The following is an 18,673-nucleotide window of genomic DNA, read 5'->3' as shown; positions in this document are numbered from 1 at the left end:
ATTCCAATTAACTAGGATTAAAAAATTTGTTAGATCACTATATTATGACAAGAAGAGAGCGGAGAAATAAGAAATTTTATCAATAAAGATAAAACTTATTAATCTAAAAATTCAATTGCAATTCACATCCAATGAAACAAAAGAACCAAAGAATTATGGTATCGACTAAGAACAAACAAGGAAAAATATTTTCGATCCCTACAAAACAAAGGGCGTTGATTTTACAGGGAGGGGGTGCCTTGGGTTATTATGAAATTGGAGTATTGCAATCATTGTGTGATCATTTGTTCAAAAGGCTGTCCACGCAGGAAGTTCGATCTGAATTACACGAACCACAAAGAGGTTCTGTTACTGAAAACGATGTGTATACGGATGGTAACAATAAAAAATATTATGAAGAACAATATTTTGATATTGTCGCGGGTGTCTCAATTGGTGCGATTAACGCAGTCTTTCTGGTTGACTACGTTCTAAAGAATAATGGCAATTGGATAGATTGTGCGAATAAACTAAAGTCTTTTTGGAATAATTTCGAGGCAAACACCATCGCTGATGGTCCAATGTTTCAGATTATGTGGAACAATTATAGGATGTTTAATCCACTAATCGCATCAACAGAATCAGCAAGACGGTATTGGTCATTTTATCAATTGACCTGTAATCCATATCCAATGGGAAGTTCTCCAAATCTCTGCTACTCTGTTTATCAATATGATGATAGATTTCTCAGTCCACTCAATGCCTTCTATTTGTATAATTATAAACCGCTAAAACAATTAATGTCAAGTTCAATTAACTATCCAATAAAGACTGATGTCGAGAAAAATCAACCAAGGCTTCTTCTGCTCTCAGTTGATGTAATGGATTGTTCTTCCCCAGTACTCTTCGATAGTTATCGAAGCTATAAACGCAGTTGCGATGTTTGCGGTAAAGACTTGAAACAAAATCGATTGTTGGCAAACCATATTAGAGAACACCTGTGCGAAATAGCCCGAAAGAAAGACGTAGATAATGAGATTTTAGAAAAAAGTGTTTCTGGAAATAGCATTACGGATGAGCAGGAAAGTAACAGTGTTTGGATGACAATATATGGCGATGAGGAGCGGGATGATCAAAAACATGTTGTTGTTCATAATGGAATCGACAACGATATTTTAATGACTAGTTGTCTCTTTCCTTATTCAAGCAATCATACTAAACTTTATGATTTGTGTTCAAAAGGGATTCGCACTTTTTGGGATGGTGCATTCTTAAGCAATACTCCATTAAGAGAAGTAATTCAAAAGCATAAGGATTTTTGGAGTGATTATTTTACGGCCAATGATATTGAATATGATAAATTTGGTGAACATGAAAAAGAGATATACGAAAACCACAAAAATGGAAAAATTCCGACAAGCCCTAAAATACCGGATCTCGAGATATTCATAGTTAATCTCTATCCTGCAGTCGAGACTATTGATTCGGGGCTACCAAGAGGTAAAGACAAAATTGAGGATAGGATAAACGACATTCGGTTCCATGATCGTTCAAAATATGATGAGAAAGTTGCCCACTTGATTACAGATTATATAGATTTGACTAGAGAATTGATAAAATTAGCCACGGAGAAAGGAAAAGTGAGTAAAGAGGAAATTGAAAATCTTTTAAAGACAACTGGCGAATCTACAAAACGTGATGTTAAACAGAAGAGAACTTGGACTCAACTAGTTGAGGATAAATTTAGAGTGAAAGTGTACCGAATAGATAGAGAAGACGATAAAGATACTATATTTGGTAAGGCTAGTGACTTTACACCTACGACTCTTGCCAAACTATATGACGACGGTCTTAAGGATGCTGATAAATGGTTTAAAGAGTATTATGAAGAATGGGAGATAAACGTATAGGTATAAACAATCATATCTGAGTTTCTAAATTAGTGTATTCATTCTTTAATTTGTTAACCAACACATCATTTATTGATCAAAAATGTGATTGAATTCAACCCTGGGCCGTGTTCCCACGCGTTCAAAATAGATGTTGCTTAATATAGACATAATGTCATTTAGTTGTATACACAAAACCATCTATCCAAATGAATGGATATCCTCATATCTATTGGAGTACTATTGATTGTGTAAGCAAATTCTTTTGACATCCAAAAACAAACGTCGTTATGACCTGGGACTTTATTTCATCACATTAAAGTTCAGAAGCCAATGCTCTTGTCACCTGAACGTAATAGGGGTCTTTACTGTCGGCTCCTACATCCATTATTATATTGACTTTACTATTCCTGATTGAGTTATTATTAGTTTTGGGTAAATATCCAAATAACCCTCTTCTCTTAATTCGTGTTTGAAAAAGAATTCTACATTACCTGAGAGTCTTTCACTGGGATCCGCAGGATATGAATCAAGAGATACATTTACAAGAGACTCTATAAATTCATTCTGAGATGCATCCGGGCCTTCATTCAATTTTTTTCGGATACCTCATTAACAAAAAAACGCCATCGCTGTTTCTCAATTTCATCTAAGAACTCGATCACTGGTGGTTCGTGAACTATTATCAAATTAATCGTCTCAGGTCTCATTGCTTCAAGTTCAGAAGATCAATGATTACACTACCCTGGTTTTACCAACTACGACAGTTTTTGCGTTCCTTATTTTCTTTATGCTGGCAGCAGCATCGCGAGCCTGCTGAACCACAGGCATATCTGTACTATGGTCCTCTGAGCTTTAGGAGTTGCAATGCCTGTCATAAGTTATAACTTTAAATCTCTGCAAGAATTTCTGCGGCAAAAGAGTAAAAACCCATATCTTCCATAGTACCATGTATCAGTAAAAGTGATGGACCGTAACCTCTGTGTTCACAATCGATCTCTGCACCTTCATTCGATGCTTTCTCTATAATTGAACCTGGCATACATGAATTAACCAGAAAGATAAATATTCATCATATACGCAGATGATTTTGAAACATTCTCTTATGTGTTGTTGGAACTAGAGAACTTAATCTCTGTACTTATTAGTATTTAGAAATTAAAAATATGAAATTGTATAGTTCTTTTAATATGAGAAATAAATATTCCTTAGCTTTAACCTTTTAAATACGAAGGAGATGTATATAGCGTGAATCAAGAAAAGATTGACAAGCTTTCTGAACGCATTATTAATGATACAAATTCTGCAATGAATTGTCTAACTCTATATATTGGTCACAAGCTTGACCTTTTCAATATAATTAGGGAAACTGGTCCCATAGATTCTGAGGAACTATCTAAAAAGACTCACTATTCCGAACGATATCTACGAGAATGGTTAGAGTGTATGACAGTTAATGGCTATATAGAACACGATCCATCAACTAATAAATTCTCTTTATCTGATGAATATGCCGTAGTATTATGTGACCGTGACAATGTTGCATATACGATTCTTTTTGTTTATTGGATTCCAAGTTTATCATTGGCTTTGGACAAATTATTGGAAGCTTTCAAGACAGGTAATGGTGTTCCTTACTCTATGTATGGACCCGATATGTTGTATGCACAAGGTGAAGGAAATAGGCCCATGTTTGTAAACGATGTAGCAAAGTGGATTTCAACTATGCCGGATATAGCTGAAAAATTAAGATCAAAAGGTGGGCGTGTTCTTGATGTAGGTTGTGGAGATGGCTGGGCCAGTATTTCATTAGCTAAATCATTTCCTCTGACTAAAGTAGATGCTGTGGATGCAGATTCCCAATCTATAGAAAACGCTAAAAAAAATGTTCGTAACGAGGGCTTGGAAAATAGAATATCACTACATCATTCACTAATGGAGAAATCAGAATTTAAAGAAAAATATGATTTAGTGATGACTTTTGAATCAATACATGATATGCCATATCCAGTTGAAGCATTGCGAAAAATGAGAAAGATTGTTTCTTCCGATGGAGCAGTCTTGATAGGCGATGTTAGCATGAAAGATACACTAGAAGAAAAAAACGATTTTGCAGGGAAACTATATTATAATTTTAGTGTGTTGCTTTGTCTTCCACAATCGATGAATCATACAAATTCTGTATCGACGGGAGCTGCAATGACTAGTTCGACATTTAAGAAATATGCAATTGAATCTGGTTTTTCAAAAATTGAAGTTTTACCGATCAATCATTTTCTATGGACATTCTATCGTCTTACACTTTAATTTAAACTTCTTTAATATTTAATCAAATTCAGATGTTTTAAATCATTACATAATGATTAGCTGTCTATATTAGGCTCTTTTACAAGACTTTTTTTGATACATATTATTTATCTAGCTTTGGTAAAATGACTTCTATAACTCGAATAATTCTTATACTGTAGAGCGATTTGTGAACAAAAGTTCACTTCAACTCTGAACAGTGTCCACGTGTGCCTCAACTAAATGATACTTTATATGATAATGATACCCGGCATAACTAGAGCGAACAAAATCATAATCCAGGCATCCTATTCAATATCCATTTGTTATTGTAAGATCGGTCATCATCATCATTTTATGGTCGAAAGAAAAGTGTTTAAGATACTGCCTACCTCTTCGGGATATTGGTCCATTACTGCATGACCCGCATTCTTCATCTGTACAAGCCAAGCGCCTGGTATCTTTTCTGCAATTTTTAAAGAATTGACATAAGGTTGATATTTTATATCATCGGTTCCGGTTATAACCAAAGTGGCCTTGCCCAACTTGGCAAGTTCATCACAAGTACTACTCCATTGTGGATTGTCTTCCCAATACTTTCCTACCTTGTTTTGACTATCAGCTATTTCAGGAGGCAAACCTGGTTTCAATTGCTGTAGTGAAGTAATGTTTGCTGGAAGGTCTACTGATTCTGGATGTAGTTTGACCCAGCCTGGACCTAATGAAGCAGCAATAAGCTCTCTTAATTCATCAGTCGAAAGTGGAATGTTATTTAGAGATTTATTTACAATTTCTGATTGTAATCTTATAAATTCGGCTGGTTTGGGTGTATGATCTTTTCCGCCGCAAGAAGAGCCAACAAGGGTTAAACTGTTGACCTTGTCTGGATGCATAATTGTAAATTGTTGAGCCAAATATGATCCAAGAGATAATCCTGCAACATCTGTTTTTGAAATATTTAGCGCGTTCAACAAACCTGCAGTGTCATTTGCAAGTTGTTGATGGGTATAGGGTTGGGAGCCAACCGTCGAATTTCCAATTCCGCGTTGATCAAATGCAATCACAGAATGATTTGTAGAAATGACTGTCAAAAGTGCTGGATCCCACGCACCAAGACCATCAGAGGCTCCATTGAAAAGTACTATAGGATCACCTTTGCCAAACATCTTGTATGCGATGTCAATGTCTCCAACACGGACCTTTTTTAATGGAATATCTTGTAAATTAACCAAGTTTGAATTAGTATGGGAAGAATTTATCTGCTGAGTAGTACTTGTTTGACCATACGCAAAGTTGGTAACACCATGACGACCATCGTTAATTAATAAAGTACTTGATAAAAGCAAACTCGATAGAACTACTATGATTAAAAGATGATTTTTTCTTATCTTACTATTGCTATACATACACACATTCTCTTGAGGTAACATATAAACAAAATATGTCCTTGATGATGAGATTAAGACAATGCTCTATTTTTTAATAGGAAATTTGCATCGAGATACAAACCGTGTTCTGATCCCGATACCTTATATCAATAAGGTTAAGTTATTGTTAACTAATGGGATTATGATTGTGCAATCAAATTTGAATTTTACATTATACTGTGATTAGTCAAACTGAACCTAATTAGATTCGACCCTGAACCATGTCGTCAGGAGTTTGCGCAAATGGCTTGATCTCCAAACATGTATTTAGATAGAAAATAATGATTTATGGTTTTTCTTATACTGGTTCAATATTAAAAGAGTATAAAGTAGATCAAATGCGAATATCGATATAAACAAAACTGGCAGGACTACAGAGCTTTGGGAAACAGGTTCAAAGAAATAAAAATGAATACTTGTTAAGCCTGTTCCTAGCATTTTAAATACCGCAATAAAAATAGACTGCCCTCTTAATTCCTTTTCTCGCTTAAAAAACATCAAAACAAATAGTATTGACATCAATAGATTTTGACCAAAAGCTGCATATACTCCGTCAGTATCACCAAGAGCCATTCCGCCAGTCAGTATTATGCTGAAAGCAGAAGCTAAAGCAACTACGAAAATAGCATATAGCTTCAATGATTGAATGTTTGGAAACTCTTTCTTGTGATATTTGAAAAACTGAAAAACGATTACTACGTCTAAGCCAAACCACAGATAATTGATATATAACTGAGGCGAGGAATGAGGTAGAATAAAAGAAAAAATGAACTCCCATGAAATATTTGCACATAATGCAAAGAGTGGCATACCATACGTTTTATCTTTATAGCCTTTAGAAATGATGAAGATATAAGTAAGAATCCAAAATATCCCTCCGGATACAAGGATTATTGTTTGCATTGTTTTGTGTAGTGTTGGTATTATTATCCAAATTTAAAAGGCTTTATCTATGGTTAAGAGCAAGAATGTACATATCAAGATTCTTTTAATCAATCGCAATAGTTTCTTACAAATTTTTATGAAATAAAGAAGAAAAAAATTAGAGACAAGTTTTCTATTTTTCATTTCAATTAATTGTACGAAATTGTGTACATTGATGAGCTGATATCTTTTGGGAACTATTAGGGTATAGCTTCTTAATTTTACTTCATGTGCACTATCTTGTTATTGTGAGAATGTAGTAGAACTTCACTACCAGGAGGAATTTAATCTCCACACCCCCAGACAATTATAAAACGTCATACGTAGATTAGCAAGTATTATTGGAATTATAATACAGTGAAGTGATAATTACGACAGGTGTTTGCTATGTTAAGTAGAATGCTAACAAGGTTTGGGAAACACTTTATATTGAAATCCAATTCTGTACCTGCCTTTATTAAAGTTAGAATTGCGACCTGATCAAGGAATTCGAGTGGATAATCGTATCTGTAGATCACATTTCAATAATTTTGGTTATCTTATCTATCAACACTGTAATCTCGACTGGTTTTTGAATGAAAAGGTTTGGGTCAAAATCTTGAAATTCATTGCTACGATATTGCTTGTGAAACTGCTCACTAGAAGTCAAAAAGCATATCTTGGTTATGTTGTCAATCTTCCTGAGTTGATTATATAACTCAAAACCAGTCATTCCAGGCAACCTTAGATCAATCATTACTAAAGCATAATAACATGGTTTATATCCTGAAAGCGCAATAAATGGATCGTTATAGACGTTTGCAACAAAACCTTTTTCCTCAAGAATTATCTTAAATACAAAAGCGATGTCGGATTCGTCATCAATTATTAGTATTTTTCTTATAGTCATGATCCCGCCATACTGTGTTTATTTGTCGTCACTCTGATCAAAATTGTCCAGGGGTATAACAAATGAAAAAGTAGCGCCTTGTCTCACACTGTTATTTTTGGCCCAAATCCTACCACCATGTGCCTCAATTATGCTTTTTGAAATATATAATCCAAGGCCAATACCATGAAATGATTTAGTTGCAAACTTTGTAAATAGCTTGGAAAACATCTCGCTATCTATTCCACTCCCGTTGTCTGTTATGCTCACTTCTATCATCTCATATGACTTTTCATTAATTTGGTTCTTCGTTAGTTTAGTAGTAATCAGGATGAATCCTCTCTCACGTGGTAAAAACTTTATTGAGTTGTTTATCAAATTGGAAATAACTCGACTAATTCCGTCCTTGTGTGCAAAAATTTGTACGTCGTTCACTTCATCGTATTTAATTTCATAATTACCTTTTTCAAAATTTGATTCATAATTGTGAATATTCTCTAATATTACATCACTAATTCTAAATGTTTCTTTATTTAGGTTTAAATGGTATCCTTCCATTTTGGTTACATCGAGTATGTCTTCTGCCAGTTTTTTCAACCTTCTAGCGTTACGGCTGACGACTTCAACGAGCCCCTTTTCCTCAGAACTTGACGTGCTATTTTTTAGTATATCTATCACCCCGAGGATCGGTTGAATCGGTGTCCTCAATTCATGAGCGGCTGTATTGATAAATTCCTTATGCATTCTCTCGTTTAATTGCAATTGTTTGTACAACTCTGTTTGTCTCCATAAGCTTTCAAAAATCGAATAATAGGATAGTACGGTTGATTTGCTGTCAGAATACGTTACTAATCCGATGGCCTCAGTTATAGTATTCTTAGAATCGTCTTTTAGTTCTACTGCAAGTGAATATTTCCTGTCAATCACTACTACTGATACTTTGGTTTGCATACTGGGCTCCATGAGTCTAATTTTGATTCTGTCTGAAATTCCTTCATCTTCAAATTCGTTTATAGTCTGATAAATCAATTCATCCTCTGGGACCAGAATTCTTACATTTAAGGGGGTAGTTTCTAGTCTTTCTTTTACGATATCAAACGTCCCGGCAAATTTATGACGTCTAAAAGCATTTGGTGTTGAAAAGATTCCGACAATATCTCCCTTCGCTGATGTAATGAGGCTGTAGAATAATTTCTCGAATGTTTTAGGGTTCTGAATGATTTCTATCCCTCCATTATCTACTCCAGATTCGATATCGTGAATCCTATTTTTGATGTCAATGCCATTTTCCCATAATTCAATAAAGATTGAATGAAAATGCTCGATATATGCTGGTTCATTGGTTGTAAGAAGATTTTGATGGATTTGCCCACCCTCTGTTTTTTGTATTGTTGCAATCATTTCCTTATCTGAAACCGCAAAGTTGATAGGAGGAAGATTTTTTACATGTCTGATACTAATTCCTAGTTCTAAGAACTTGCTTACTATCTCTATATCGTTATTGTCTGCAATAGATGTGATAATCCTGATTCCCCTGTGTTGGCGAATTTTTGCATTTCCGCAAATCTGCTGATAGATTTCAAAATAATTATTATAAGCTAATCTCAATCCAGAAGGTCTAGTACACAAAATGAATTCTCTAGAGTGCGATAGGATATTTTTGCTTTTTGAAATTATATCTTCAATATTTTGAATTATTTTTATCTCTTTAAGTACTGTATTTAGATACTCTTTTGTTTCTAGTTCTGTGAAGGACGGTTGCAATCCCGTACTCCTGGCCAGTTCTGCTTTTTTCTTTTCGACTACTGAAAGGACTTTTTTTTCTATTTCTTGTACCATTTGTGCCGACCCTATACCAACTAGTAGTTTTGACTCTTCGATAGCAGAGTCTCTTATTGACTGTCTTAATTTAATTTCCTGTGAAATTGTAATAGCCGAGGAATAAAGACCAAGTGTAAATAGATATGTAGAAAGAAGGACCAATGAATGTGCAGCAACACCAAAACTTGGTTCTATTGCTGAGGTAGAAAGAGCGATCCCAACTATTGTATCGCCAAGACCAGCTAAGATAAGATAATCTCTAACTCTTGATGATTTCAATTTCTTTGCAACGATGAAAAATGCCAGACCAAATAGAATGTTTCCAGCAATAGTACCTACTCTGAATAATATGCGAAAATAGTATCGATATGCTTCGTCAACTCCAGAAAGACTTTCACCTGAAAAGAAACCCGGCATCTTTCCAATCAAATAGAGTACAAGTGGTAGTGATAGTATGATCCAAAAAGATATTGGTAAAGTGCTAATTTTCTTGTAAATATTCCGAAGTAGCATTGAAGAAGCTATCCATCTAAATATAAACCCCACTGGGAGAATTATTGAATTAAGGTAGTTATACAATTCCAGGTTCGACTGCGGGATCACAAAGAGAGCCGTTTCATCTGGTTTCGAATCGACAAATACAATTTGCCCGTCATATTTCTCTGATCCTTTGTATTGAAATGATGATCCAATAACTTGGCCCTCTGCCCTGGGCTCTTCGTAGATGATCTGAACCATTAGTAATTTTGTACTTGCATCTTCAAAAATAGAACATGCTAGGGTCAATGCAGCTAGGGCATAGAATAGGACGATGGGACTCTTAGACATGCTAGATCTATACCATGAAAAAAATTTAAAAGAGATTATGATCATAATTACTGTAGCCAGTAACGAACTGGCTGCAAATATCGATTTGGATAGGATATAGCTAGAATTACCAATAAATAACATAAATATCAGAGTTATCAAAATTCCAAACTGCGTAATAATTACAGTCCAGTGCATTAGATTGCCTAGGCGAGATCTACTCCTCAGTTCTCTACTTACCCTGTGAGCGTAGCTAAGGAGAATGAAAGATCCGATGCCATAGCAAATGACTATGGTAATGATCATCATAATATTTCCGGTTATGTGATTATAATCCAATAATTGGCGGGTCATTAACAGATCGACGATTACTGTTATTATTATCGATATTCCCATAGCTATCGGAAGCTTGGTGTTTTCAAGAAGTTTGTTTATGGGATTGATCGTCTCCGGGTCCAATAGCCGTGCTAAGAAGAAGGTTATATTAGACCTTTACCATTTTAATTTTTGATTATTGGGTTAGGACCCAAAATCATGAAAAAAATGCTAATAAAAATATCAATTTGTCCAAATTCTATGCTCTAATCAAACATTTTCTATTTTATCGGGGGATCTTGTAGATTAGTTTTGGTGATTGACAATGGGTCTATACGATTTGAAATAAGAATTCTAGCAGGCAACATTCTCTTTAGGTTTGTTCACATTGCTGATTTTTCTGATGGGGTGGCTACTAGGTTTAACCTCAAAATTGGTTGTTTTTCTCTTTTCATCAATTGAAAATAATATTCTTGATTGATATTATTTTTAACCGTTATTTTTGTCAGGATTATCTTTTGATTGATTCAAAAATACATTAAATTTGTGATGTAAATTATCTTTTCTTTTGTTGTTTTATTAAAATTTGTGTATGTGATAAGTTAATTTTCATGTCTTTGGTTGTAATGTGAGATGTATGTTCATATTTATCTTAGTAAATAGTTGCTTAAGCGTTATTAGCAAAAGATGTTGATTCAAAATGATGGAGTTGGTTTTCTTAAAGATGTGAAGAACTAGCAGGAATACAACAGAAAATAAGAATAGAGAAATTCAATTTAATAATGATGACCCGCAAAACTGTGATTTTCTTATGTAGCAAGCATGATATGTCTCGAAAATAAAATATTATTATATTTTTAGAAAAATCAGACATCATACTCTTATTATTATCCTTTCTGGTTTCTTTTGTGGACTATTTGTCATTTCATAGCAAAATACTTGACCATTTTTTTGATCTTCAGAATCTTCTATGCATACATGAAATATCTCATCTGTTTCTATTAAACCAGCAGGTATTCTAATTTGGAAGGTGTATTCACCGTCAGAACTATCGCTGTACAATGCTCCACCCAAGTCCATGTTAAATCGTCCGTAGTCTGGATATTCATGTATGTATATGTTAACAAGATCATAAAAAATACTATCTATATCGATATTTAAATCATCGACTAGAGTTATTTGCACTATGAAACTATCTTCATCAGTCAAATACTTGGGATTGATATCACTAGAAGTGATCTTTTTAGAACAATCATTTAATCCGTCATCATAGCCTTGCATAAATGCTTTAGTATGACTGCTAGGTTCCTTAGCTAGTTGTTTTATATAGTCATCTAAAATACCAGGTATCTTAGCGTCATTACAGCCATACTGGTATCCTGAATCATATCTTTCTTTATCTGTAATTGATAATGCAGTGGATATCGGAAATACCAATAACATGATCAAACTCATTGTTGTAATAAATAATGACAAATGAATTGTTCTTTTTGAAAATTTATTATTATCTTTAGACTTTTTGTTATTGCTATTTGAGAATTCTTTATTCCAAGAATTCACTTTGCTTAAAATTATATATTTAATATCAATCATATCTAATTATAAAAGATCAACAAAAAATATTTATTAATTACTAACATATGCTCATAATCTTATATTCTAATATTATTAGAATTAATAGTGTGTTATACTAGTAGATACGTTGTTACTATATTAGGATTATAAAAGAGAAGATTCTACTACCTTCATTATTACGGAGGGAATCAAGTTCATTTTGTTGGAAGTAGAAGCGATCTTAGAAGCCTATTTTCTACAAACAAATTATTCAAAATTATAGACAAAAACATTAACAGAATAACACCTGTCAATACCCAAATCAAAAGATATGTTACTATAATTACTGATTAGAATTGTATTCGAATATATAAGGCTCTTGTATTTAGTTGGCAAATTCAAAATAGTTTTTGTTCCTTATTTATGATATGAGTAGCAAAATAACCTCTCAACTTTCTGAAAAGAAAACACAAGAACATGTAGTAATTGCTATCGTAATCGCATTTGCATTGCTAACGAGTTCAATATTGCCTACAAGCGACATATTCGCAGCTAAGCCAAATGATCCTGATTAAACTGGATGTAATCCCAAAATCTATACAGATTGTTTTCCAGATGAAATCATAGTATTCGATAACCCAAGCAACAACCGCATGTTAGTTCTAGAAAGTCAACTTTCAAACGGTAACACGCCTAAGGATAGTTTAGTAGATATTGAAGTAGGTGAACTTGTTGTAGTTGGATGCAAGGGTGGAACAGTAGGTGAAGTCCCTGGAAAACCTGGAGTATGCAAAGAGTAGCTTAAATTTTAAAAGGCCTTTTCCCGGTGAATATTTTTTATAATTCTTACTAATTTCTTTAATAAATTATTCTGATATGTGAATTGTTATTATTTAGTTCCTACAATGCATACAGCTTCATTCTTAAGACTAATCGAATCTGAATTCTTGTTCATATAGTTATTTACTGCGGCTTCAGTTATTACATTCAAAATCTCTTTTCTTCTCCCTTCTGATTGACCAGATAATATTACTTGAACTGGAGATGCTGTTTCACATACAAAATTTGTAAATTCCTCTGCTGTCTTAAAGTTAAAGATCATTGTGTGTCTTTCAATAGTAACATCTTTAAATTCTGATTTGCTAAAATATTCTTCTAGTAGTTTTTCATCAGATAGACTAAATGGACCAGGCGCATTCATTGGTGGTGGCGGGTTGTTAGTTTCCTTCATTAATATCTCAAGCGGGAATGAAATAAAAGGGACCTTATCAGGAGAAGCCCAAACTGCTGCGACGAATCGTCCATCCTTTGCCAATGACTTGTGAATGTTTGATAATCCAGCTTTGACGTTGGGTAAAAACATAAGACCAAACCTACAAAGTGATGCATCAATTGTGGAAAAAGGCAGGTTAATAGTCTCTGCATCTCCTTCTCTGAAATCCATCACATCTTGTAGACCTAAAGATATAGACCTCTCCTTCGCAACTGCTAGCATTTGAGGAGATATATCTATAGCTAACACATGTCCATTTTCCCCTACTAGTTGTGCTGCTGTTATAGATGGTTCTCCTATACCAGTGGCTATATCAAGAACTTTGGAACCTTGTTTTATCCCTGCAAGTTCTATCAACCGTTTACTGAGGCTTTTGCCTGCTATCTCGGTTATATTCCACCACTTTAGCCATCCGTCTGCTACATTATTCCAGCCTTGACGTTAACCTTCCTTAAACTGATTGGGATCAAAAGTTGACATTCATCATTTCGCTCCGAATACATAGTATATAAAAATGGATCATTTAATGAAAAATTAATGGATTATGAGACGAACTACTGCTGTTAATCAATCTATAAAATTATATTAAAGCGACTAATGCAGAACCTTTAGACACAGATTCATTTCTATAAAATGGTCATAGAGATCTTTCTATAAACCCTTGGAAAATTTCACATTATTCACCACACCCTTATACTACGCGGAACTTGAACCCCACGGCCGAGCACCTTAGCATTTGTATGCTTATTCTGAACATCCTATACATTTTAATTCTGAAAACATTAAACTACTCAGGAACTATATCTGTCATTTTATATCTTACTTTCAATCAATTGTCATACAGATTAAGTGGGTGTTGCTTATGTTTATCGTAATTACATATTGTAATTTTAAATCCATGCAATCTTATTGTCGTTGAGCCTGTTGCCTGGTTTTTGCATTCCATATAGTGACACATTTCATTCTCGTGACTCATTTTAATTTATCATCTCTGACAGGATATAATATACACAGGGGACAGGAGTATGATCCAAAGATATTACTTTGTCCTTCCCTAAATATGCTGGGAAAAGTTATGTTCACCAATATATTCATGTAACTGTATTCATGGAATATGTTATTATGCTTGACGTGTATGCTAACTCGACTTTTTCTACCTGAAAGAATTTAATTAAGAAAGTTAGTTTTCTTACTGTACTGGTAACAAGGTCTAGAGTCCAACTCTATCTGATCACTAATGTCTGAAAAATTGTTTTTCATACTTGAACCGATTTCATACGTACGAGTAAATGATGTCTTATATGAAGGTGGCAAGCTTTTGGATACATGTGATTGAACCTAATGATGTTCTACCTACTCTGATTGATGCCAACCTTTTTCGAATAAAGACAAGTAGATATCTAATGTCGAACGTATATTTGTAAAAGTTGCCAAACCTATGGAATCTTCAAAATTTTCTTGTGATTCATCTTTAATATCGATTACTAGTAATAATGATTCGTCTACTATCATACTTATAACAAAAGATTGCAGGGATTTAATGAGTTTATGGTACTTGATTTGAGCAAGTTCCCCACCGTACTTATCATTTATTTTTTCATTAAAAGTGTGAGAATCTATGAGCAACCTTACCTTTATACCGAGGTTTGCTGCTTTGATTATTTGATTTATTATACCAAGTTTTTCAATCCTTTTGATCGTATTTGGCGTAGATATTGATAAAATATCTTTTTCCGCTGATTCTAATAATTTCGAAAAAAGTTTTCGAATTTCAGTTGGGTCTCTGATTGTTTCTGCAAATTCCCTCTTAATACCCAATTCAATTTCCTTTATCCTTTGTTTTGCTGGAATAGCTTTTTCCCATAGTGTATTAAAAAGAATTTGTTGTTGTTCTACAATTTCCTTTTCATTACTATAAATTAGAAATTCGGAAAGTTGCTTTTCTCTTAAATTGGGCGTTCCCATATATTCGATATTACTGACAGCTAAGGCACCTGAAAATCCTTCAAAATGACGCATTTCATCAGCGATTAATAGCATTTCCTTACAATAATGCAAATTTTCTTCTGTAATGTCTGATATATATCGTATGATGCCTCTTCTCTTTTTTAGTTCAATGAGATTCGATTTATAGAAATCATTTTCAATCAGGATGGAAGGACCAAATTTATCGGCTACGGCATCGAGGGTTTTGGCACTTGCATAAATTTTAGTCCGGCTTTCAAGAAGTTTCCTATACCGTGGATTACTTCTGTTTTCCTGGTGGGTTGTTCAATTGTAGTCTTTTCAATACTACCCAATCTGTTTAAAATACAAAATTATATAAAAAGATGATTGTTAGTGATTAGGGTGAAAGTATGGATTAATTGTTTTTTACAAACATAATCAGTTCTAAAATTAATACATGTTTGCAAGGCTGAACGAAAGAAAACCGTTAGAGTTTTTGTGGAGAATATGGCCGTCTTTTTTCCTACTATTTTAGTCTGATGACGTGTAGATTGGGTTCAACTTTGAACTATATCCTCAATAACCTAAGCTGTTACTATATATAGAATAACGTATTACATATTGAGCGCTAAAATACACGTTCAAAATAGGAAATTCACTGTTCATTAGGGATCATGAAATCTATACTTTAAGGAATTTAAACTCCAAATATTAGACTTCTTGTTATTAGACTCTCATATTACATCCTAATTTTTTTTATGACCTATTTGAAGAATCAAAAATCAAATATCCAATAACATATTTAATTTACTAACGTAAAACCTCTTATAAATACAAATACATCTGCGACGTTATGAATATTAAATTTGAATAATGCTCAATATTTCAATCATTCTGTTGGTTTGTTTTTAATATCCGTTTTAGCACTGTCCTTTTTATCTTCTAGTATTCTTAAACAACAAGATAAGTGACTTGCTCAACAATATATTGATGCCATAAAGTATAGAGATTTAGTAATAGATCTAGACGACGGAATTAAAACTAATGCTCAATTAACTCTGCCTGGAATTGGAGAAGGTCCATTTCCCAGAGTTCTTCTTATTCCAGGTTCTGATGTAACTGATAAGAATGGGACAGTAGGATTCATACGCCCTGATACTTCTAATCAAACAACGTCAGCTCCCACACCACTTTTGCAAATAGCTCAATATCTATCAGAAAGGGGTTTTGGAGTTCTTAGGTATGATAAGAGAGGTGTTGGTACAAATAATACAATCTTGGATCCCGATGTATGGATAAATACCTCTGCCAATAATCTAATCAATGATAGCAAGAAAGCCTTGAATGTTCTTACAAACCAGCCAGAAATAGATCCAACACGTATAAGTGTAATTGGTCATAGCGAAGGTACACTATATGCTCCAAGAGTTGCGATAGATAATTCGACAGTAGTAAATAATGTCATTCTTATGGGAACTTTAGCTCAGAATCCAGTTAAAGATTTGTACTACTATCAAGTAGTAACTTCGCCATTAGACTATGCAAAACAAGTATTAGACAAAAATAACACTGGATTAATATCGATAAAAGATCTGAGTACATATCCTCTACTAACAAAGTTCCTAGTGCCTACGTCTATTCTAAGTACTAATAATACCCAAGATATAACTAATACTTTACAAAAGAATTTTGGTACCAAATCCTATATAGACATTGAAAAAGAACTTCGATCCTTATTGATGAAAAAATATGATAATCTTACATCTTTCGATTCATCTTTTACATGCAATCTTCTTGGACCATGTCCTGTGTGGTGGCAATCAATATCTAATTTGGAACCAAATTTAAATATTATAGGTAATCTATCCAAATCCACAAATGTTCTCCTACTTAACGGAGAAAATGATTCTCAGACGCCAGTTCAACAAGCATTTTTATTACAACAAAGACTTACTGAATTAAATCATCCAGATCATACGGTGATAACCTATCCAAATCTTGGTCGTTTATTCTCTCCTTCATCAAAATGGTCTACCGGATTGGGACCTATCGAACACTATGTTTTCGCAGACCTTTATGTATGGCTTGAGGCTCACTCAGGGCTTTCGTATTCCTCTTTTGATAGCACTAGACACCAGACCACTTTCGATACAGATTCAAATTCGACTCAAGGTTGATAGACTATTCGTTCGTACATCCCATCTTTTGTTCTTTGTCTCTCAAAATAGGAATTGATTCTCCTTGTGTTATAATCCTACTGCCGCGGAAACCTTTATCCCCAAGAATGAGTGCAACGGTGCCAAAATTGTGAATAATTACATTATCTAACAGAGTTACCTTGCTATTCTGTTAGAAGCACGCAAGTATTGTTGCAAAGTTACTAAATTAATCTTCATTAATCATATTGAGAAATCATATCAAAGAATTCACAAATAGAATTAATTAAGTTTCAATTTTTGTTAATTGACCACATTTATCGTCATGATTTTAACTTGAGCTGTTGTTTAATCAGATTAGTAAAGTCTAAATCTGACATTTTTCTTTTTGCGTTGATTATAGCTGAAGCATCATTGCCGACTGTAAATCTTAGTTGCATATGATCCGAATTAATTGCTTCTAGTATGACCTTTGCCACTGCTTCTGGTGGTGATGCTTCTGGATTATTGACCATCGATTCAAAATAGTTTTTTATCTTTTGAGTCATTGAATAATAGGGTGATTTTTGATCTAAGGCTTTTTTAGCCAAGACACTCGAATTCATAATGTTGGTTTTGATAAAGCCCGGTTCTATTAGAATCATCCTAATTCCAAAAGGCTCTAATTCGTAGGACATTGATTCACTTAAACCCTCCAATGCAAACTTTGTACTATTATAGGCCGATAACATAGGAACACCTGCTTGCCCTCCAACTGAACCTATATTCACTATTGTACCGCCACCTTTCTGATTTCTCATTATGGGTAGAACTGTCTGTGTTACTCTTATAATTCCAAAAAAGTTAGTTTCAAATTGTGCCTTTATTTCTTCAATAGATAAATCCTCCAAAGCTCCAAAAATACCGTATCCTGCATTGTTCACCAGAACATCAATTCTCTTGCCCTCTTCAACTATTTTATCTATTGCGTTCTTAACTGTGGCATCATCATTGACATCAAGCTGAATGACTTGTAACTGTAATCCTTCTTTCTTTGTTGTTTCCATTATGTTTTCGGATTTTTCAATATTGCGCATAGTAGCAAATGTGAAAAATCCATTTCTGGCCAAGAGTAGTGCAGTTTCATATCCAATTCCACTAGAACTACCCGTTACAACTGCAACTTTATTTTCTTTTATATGCATTAAAAACATAAGGAAGATGTTATATAAATTAGTGATTCACAATAGAAAATAGTATATTGTTGGTTGTTTTCAAGAATGAATTATTGAAGATATAATATTGATATAAATATATTATGGACCCATTATCACTAGGAACTTAATCCCATCCATCAAAATGATGTTGCTAAATGTGGTTATAATATTATAAATTATAGGAATTTGAATTTTTACCTAGTTAATTGTCAAATTAATTTTAGAATCTAT

General features: G+C 33.7%; 15 protein-coding genes. 5 read left to right on the top strand and 10 right to left on the bottom strand.

Going from position 1 to position 18,673, the window contains the following annotated elements; translation table 11 throughout:
• The first annotated feature begins 155 nt into the window (after positions 1-155).
• Positions 156-1,889 carry a patatin-like phospholipase family protein gene (locus NFRAN_RS05310; protein ID WP_134485686.1) on the top strand — a complete coding sequence of 578 codons (1,734 nt, stop codon included), beginning with the start codon at positions 156-158 and terminating at the stop codon, positions 1,887-1,889.
• A 369-nt stretch (positions 1,890-2,258) separates the two neighbouring features.
• Here NFRAN_RS05310 and NFRAN_RS05305 read toward each other — a convergent pair whose 3' ends face one another.
• The gene (locus NFRAN_RS05305; protein WP_134483575.1) at positions 2,259-2,462 is read right to left on the bottom strand and encodes a hypothetical protein; all 204 of its coding nucleotides are present in this window, start codon (positions 2,460-2,462) and stop codon (positions 2,259-2,261) included.
• Between the two features lie 295 nt (positions 2,463-2,757).
• On the bottom strand, positions 2,758-2,910 hold the full coding sequence (locus NFRAN_RS13715; RefSeq protein WP_172602153.1) for a hypothetical protein: 153 nt from the start codon (positions 2,908-2,910) through the stop codon (positions 2,758-2,760).
• 206 nt (positions 2,911-3,116) lie between these two features.
• On the opposite strand from NFRAN_RS13715, the gene NFRAN_RS05300 reads away from it, so the two are divergent.
• Positions 3,117-4,175 (top strand): class I SAM-dependent methyltransferase, encoded by a 1,059-nt coding sequence (locus NFRAN_RS05300; RefSeq protein ID WP_134483573.1) that lies wholly within the window; start codon positions 3,117-3,119, stop codon positions 4,173-4,175.
• A 329-nt stretch (positions 4,176-4,504) separates the two neighbouring features.
• On the opposite strand, the gene NFRAN_RS05295 is transcribed toward NFRAN_RS05300, so the two are convergent.
• The 5 genes from NFRAN_RS05295 to NFRAN_RS05275 form a co-directional block, all read right to left on the bottom strand.
• On the bottom strand, positions 4,505-5,560 hold the full coding sequence (locus NFRAN_RS05295; RefSeq protein WP_172602152.1) for an alpha/beta fold hydrolase: 1,056 nt from the start codon (positions 5,558-5,560) through the stop codon (positions 4,505-4,507).
• A 288-nt stretch (positions 5,561-5,848) separates the two neighbouring features.
• Positions 5,849-6,484: a hypothetical protein gene (locus NFRAN_RS05290; protein WP_134483569.1), complete on the bottom strand. Its 636-nt coding sequence runs from the start codon at positions 6,482-6,484 to the stop codon at positions 5,849-5,851.
• A gap of 535 nt (positions 6,485-7,019) precedes the next feature.
• Positions 7,020-7,394 (bottom strand): response regulator, encoded by a 375-nt coding sequence (locus NFRAN_RS05285; protein ID WP_134483567.1) that lies wholly within the window; start codon positions 7,392-7,394, stop codon positions 7,020-7,022.
• 18 nt (positions 7,395-7,412) lie between these two features.
• A complete protein-coding gene (locus NFRAN_RS05280) occupies positions 7,413-10,460 on the bottom strand; it encodes a sensor histidine kinase (protein ID WP_134483566.1) in 3,048 nt (1,015 codons plus the stop codon).
• A gap of 729 nt (positions 10,461-11,189) precedes the next feature.
• Positions 11,190-11,876: a hypothetical protein gene (locus NFRAN_RS05275; RefSeq protein WP_134483564.1), complete on the bottom strand. Its 687-nt coding sequence runs from the start codon at positions 11,874-11,876 to the stop codon at positions 11,190-11,192.
• Positions 11,877-12,298: 422 nt separating this feature from the next.
• On the opposite strand from NFRAN_RS05275, the gene NFRAN_RS13710 reads away from it, so the two are divergent.
• Together NFRAN_RS13710 and NFRAN_RS13705 are read left to right on the top strand one after the other, a co-directional pair.
• Complete coding sequence (locus NFRAN_RS13710) at positions 12,299-12,445, top strand: hypothetical protein (protein WP_172602151.1); 147 nt, start codon at positions 12,299-12,301, stop codon at positions 12,443-12,445.
• A gap of 78 nt (positions 12,446-12,523) precedes the next feature.
• A complete protein-coding gene (locus tag NFRAN_RS13705) occupies positions 12,524-12,670 on the top strand; it encodes a hypothetical protein (protein ID WP_172602150.1) in 147 nt (48 codons plus the stop codon).
• An 89-nt stretch (positions 12,671-12,759) separates the two neighbouring features.
• Here the strand turns inward: NFRAN_RS13705 and NFRAN_RS05270 are convergent, their stop codons facing one another.
• Together NFRAN_RS05270 and NFRAN_RS05265 are read right to left on the bottom strand one after the other, a co-directional pair.
• Positions 12,760-13,500: a class I SAM-dependent methyltransferase gene (locus tag NFRAN_RS05270; RefSeq protein WP_172602149.1), complete on the bottom strand. Its 741-nt coding sequence runs from the start codon at positions 13,498-13,500 to the stop codon at positions 12,760-12,762.
• Positions 13,501-14,496: 996 nt separating this feature from the next.
• Entirely contained in the window at positions 14,497-15,183 is a 687-nt protein-coding gene (locus NFRAN_RS05265) for a phosphatidylserine/phosphatidylglycerophosphate/cardiolipin synthase family protein (protein WP_172602148.1), read from the bottom strand.
• Between the two features lie 1,100 nt (positions 15,184-16,283).
• Here NFRAN_RS05265 and NFRAN_RS05260 point away from each other — a divergent pair.
• Positions 16,284-17,267, top strand: coding sequence for an alpha/beta hydrolase family protein (locus NFRAN_RS05260; protein WP_172602147.1), 984 nt, complete (start codon positions 16,284-16,286; stop codon positions 17,265-17,267).
• Between the two features lie 302 nt (positions 17,268-17,569).
• On the opposite strand, the gene NFRAN_RS05255 is transcribed toward NFRAN_RS05260, so the two are convergent.
• Positions 17,570-18,430, bottom strand: coding sequence for an SDR family oxidoreductase (locus tag NFRAN_RS05255; RefSeq protein WP_134483556.1), 861 nt, complete (start codon positions 18,428-18,430; stop codon positions 17,570-17,572).
• Positions 18,431-18,673: the final 243 nt, after the last annotated feature.

The sequence above is a fragment of the Candidatus Nitrosocosmicus franklandus genome (assembly GCF_900696045.1).
Taxonomy (GTDB): domain Archaea; phylum Thermoproteota; class Nitrososphaeria; order Nitrososphaerales; family Nitrososphaeraceae; genus Nitrosocosmicus; species Nitrosocosmicus franklandus_A.
This window is presented reverse-complemented; position numbering and strand designations above follow the sequence as displayed.

Bases quoted from the DNA above. Each gene is read 5' to 3' on its own strand.
- NFRAN_RS05310 (WP_134485686.1), top strand. From the start codon at position 156: ATGGTATCGACTAAGAACAAACAAGGAAAAATATTTTCGATCCCTACA.
- NFRAN_RS13715 (WP_172602153.1), bottom strand. From the start codon at position 2,910: ATGCCAGGTTCAATTATAGAGAAAGCATCGAATGAAGGTGCAGAGATC.
- NFRAN_RS05295 (WP_172602152.1), bottom strand. From the start codon at position 5,560: ATGTATAGCAATAGTAAGATAAGAAAAAATCATCTTTTAATCATAGTA.
- NFRAN_RS05290 (WP_134483569.1), bottom strand. From the start codon at position 6,484: ATGCAAACAATAATCCTTGTATCCGGAGGGATATTTTGGATTCTTACT.
- NFRAN_RS05285 (WP_134483567.1), bottom strand. From the start codon at position 7,394: ATGACTATAAGAAAAATACTAATAATTGATGACGAATCCGACATCGCT.
- NFRAN_RS13710 (WP_172602151.1), top strand. From the start codon at position 12,299: ATGAGTAGCAAAATAACCTCTCAACTTTCTGAAAAGAAAACACAAGAA.
- NFRAN_RS13705 (WP_172602150.1), top strand. From the start codon at position 12,524: ATGTTAGTTCTAGAAAGTCAACTTTCAAACGGTAACACGCCTAAGGAT.
- NFRAN_RS05265 (WP_172602148.1), bottom strand. From the start codon at position 15,183: ATGCTATTAATCGCTGATGAAATGCGTCATTTTGAAGGATTTTCAGGT.
- NFRAN_RS05255 (WP_134483556.1), bottom strand. From the start codon at position 18,430: ATGCATATAAAAGAAAATAAAGTTGCAGTTGTAACGGGTAGTTCTAGT.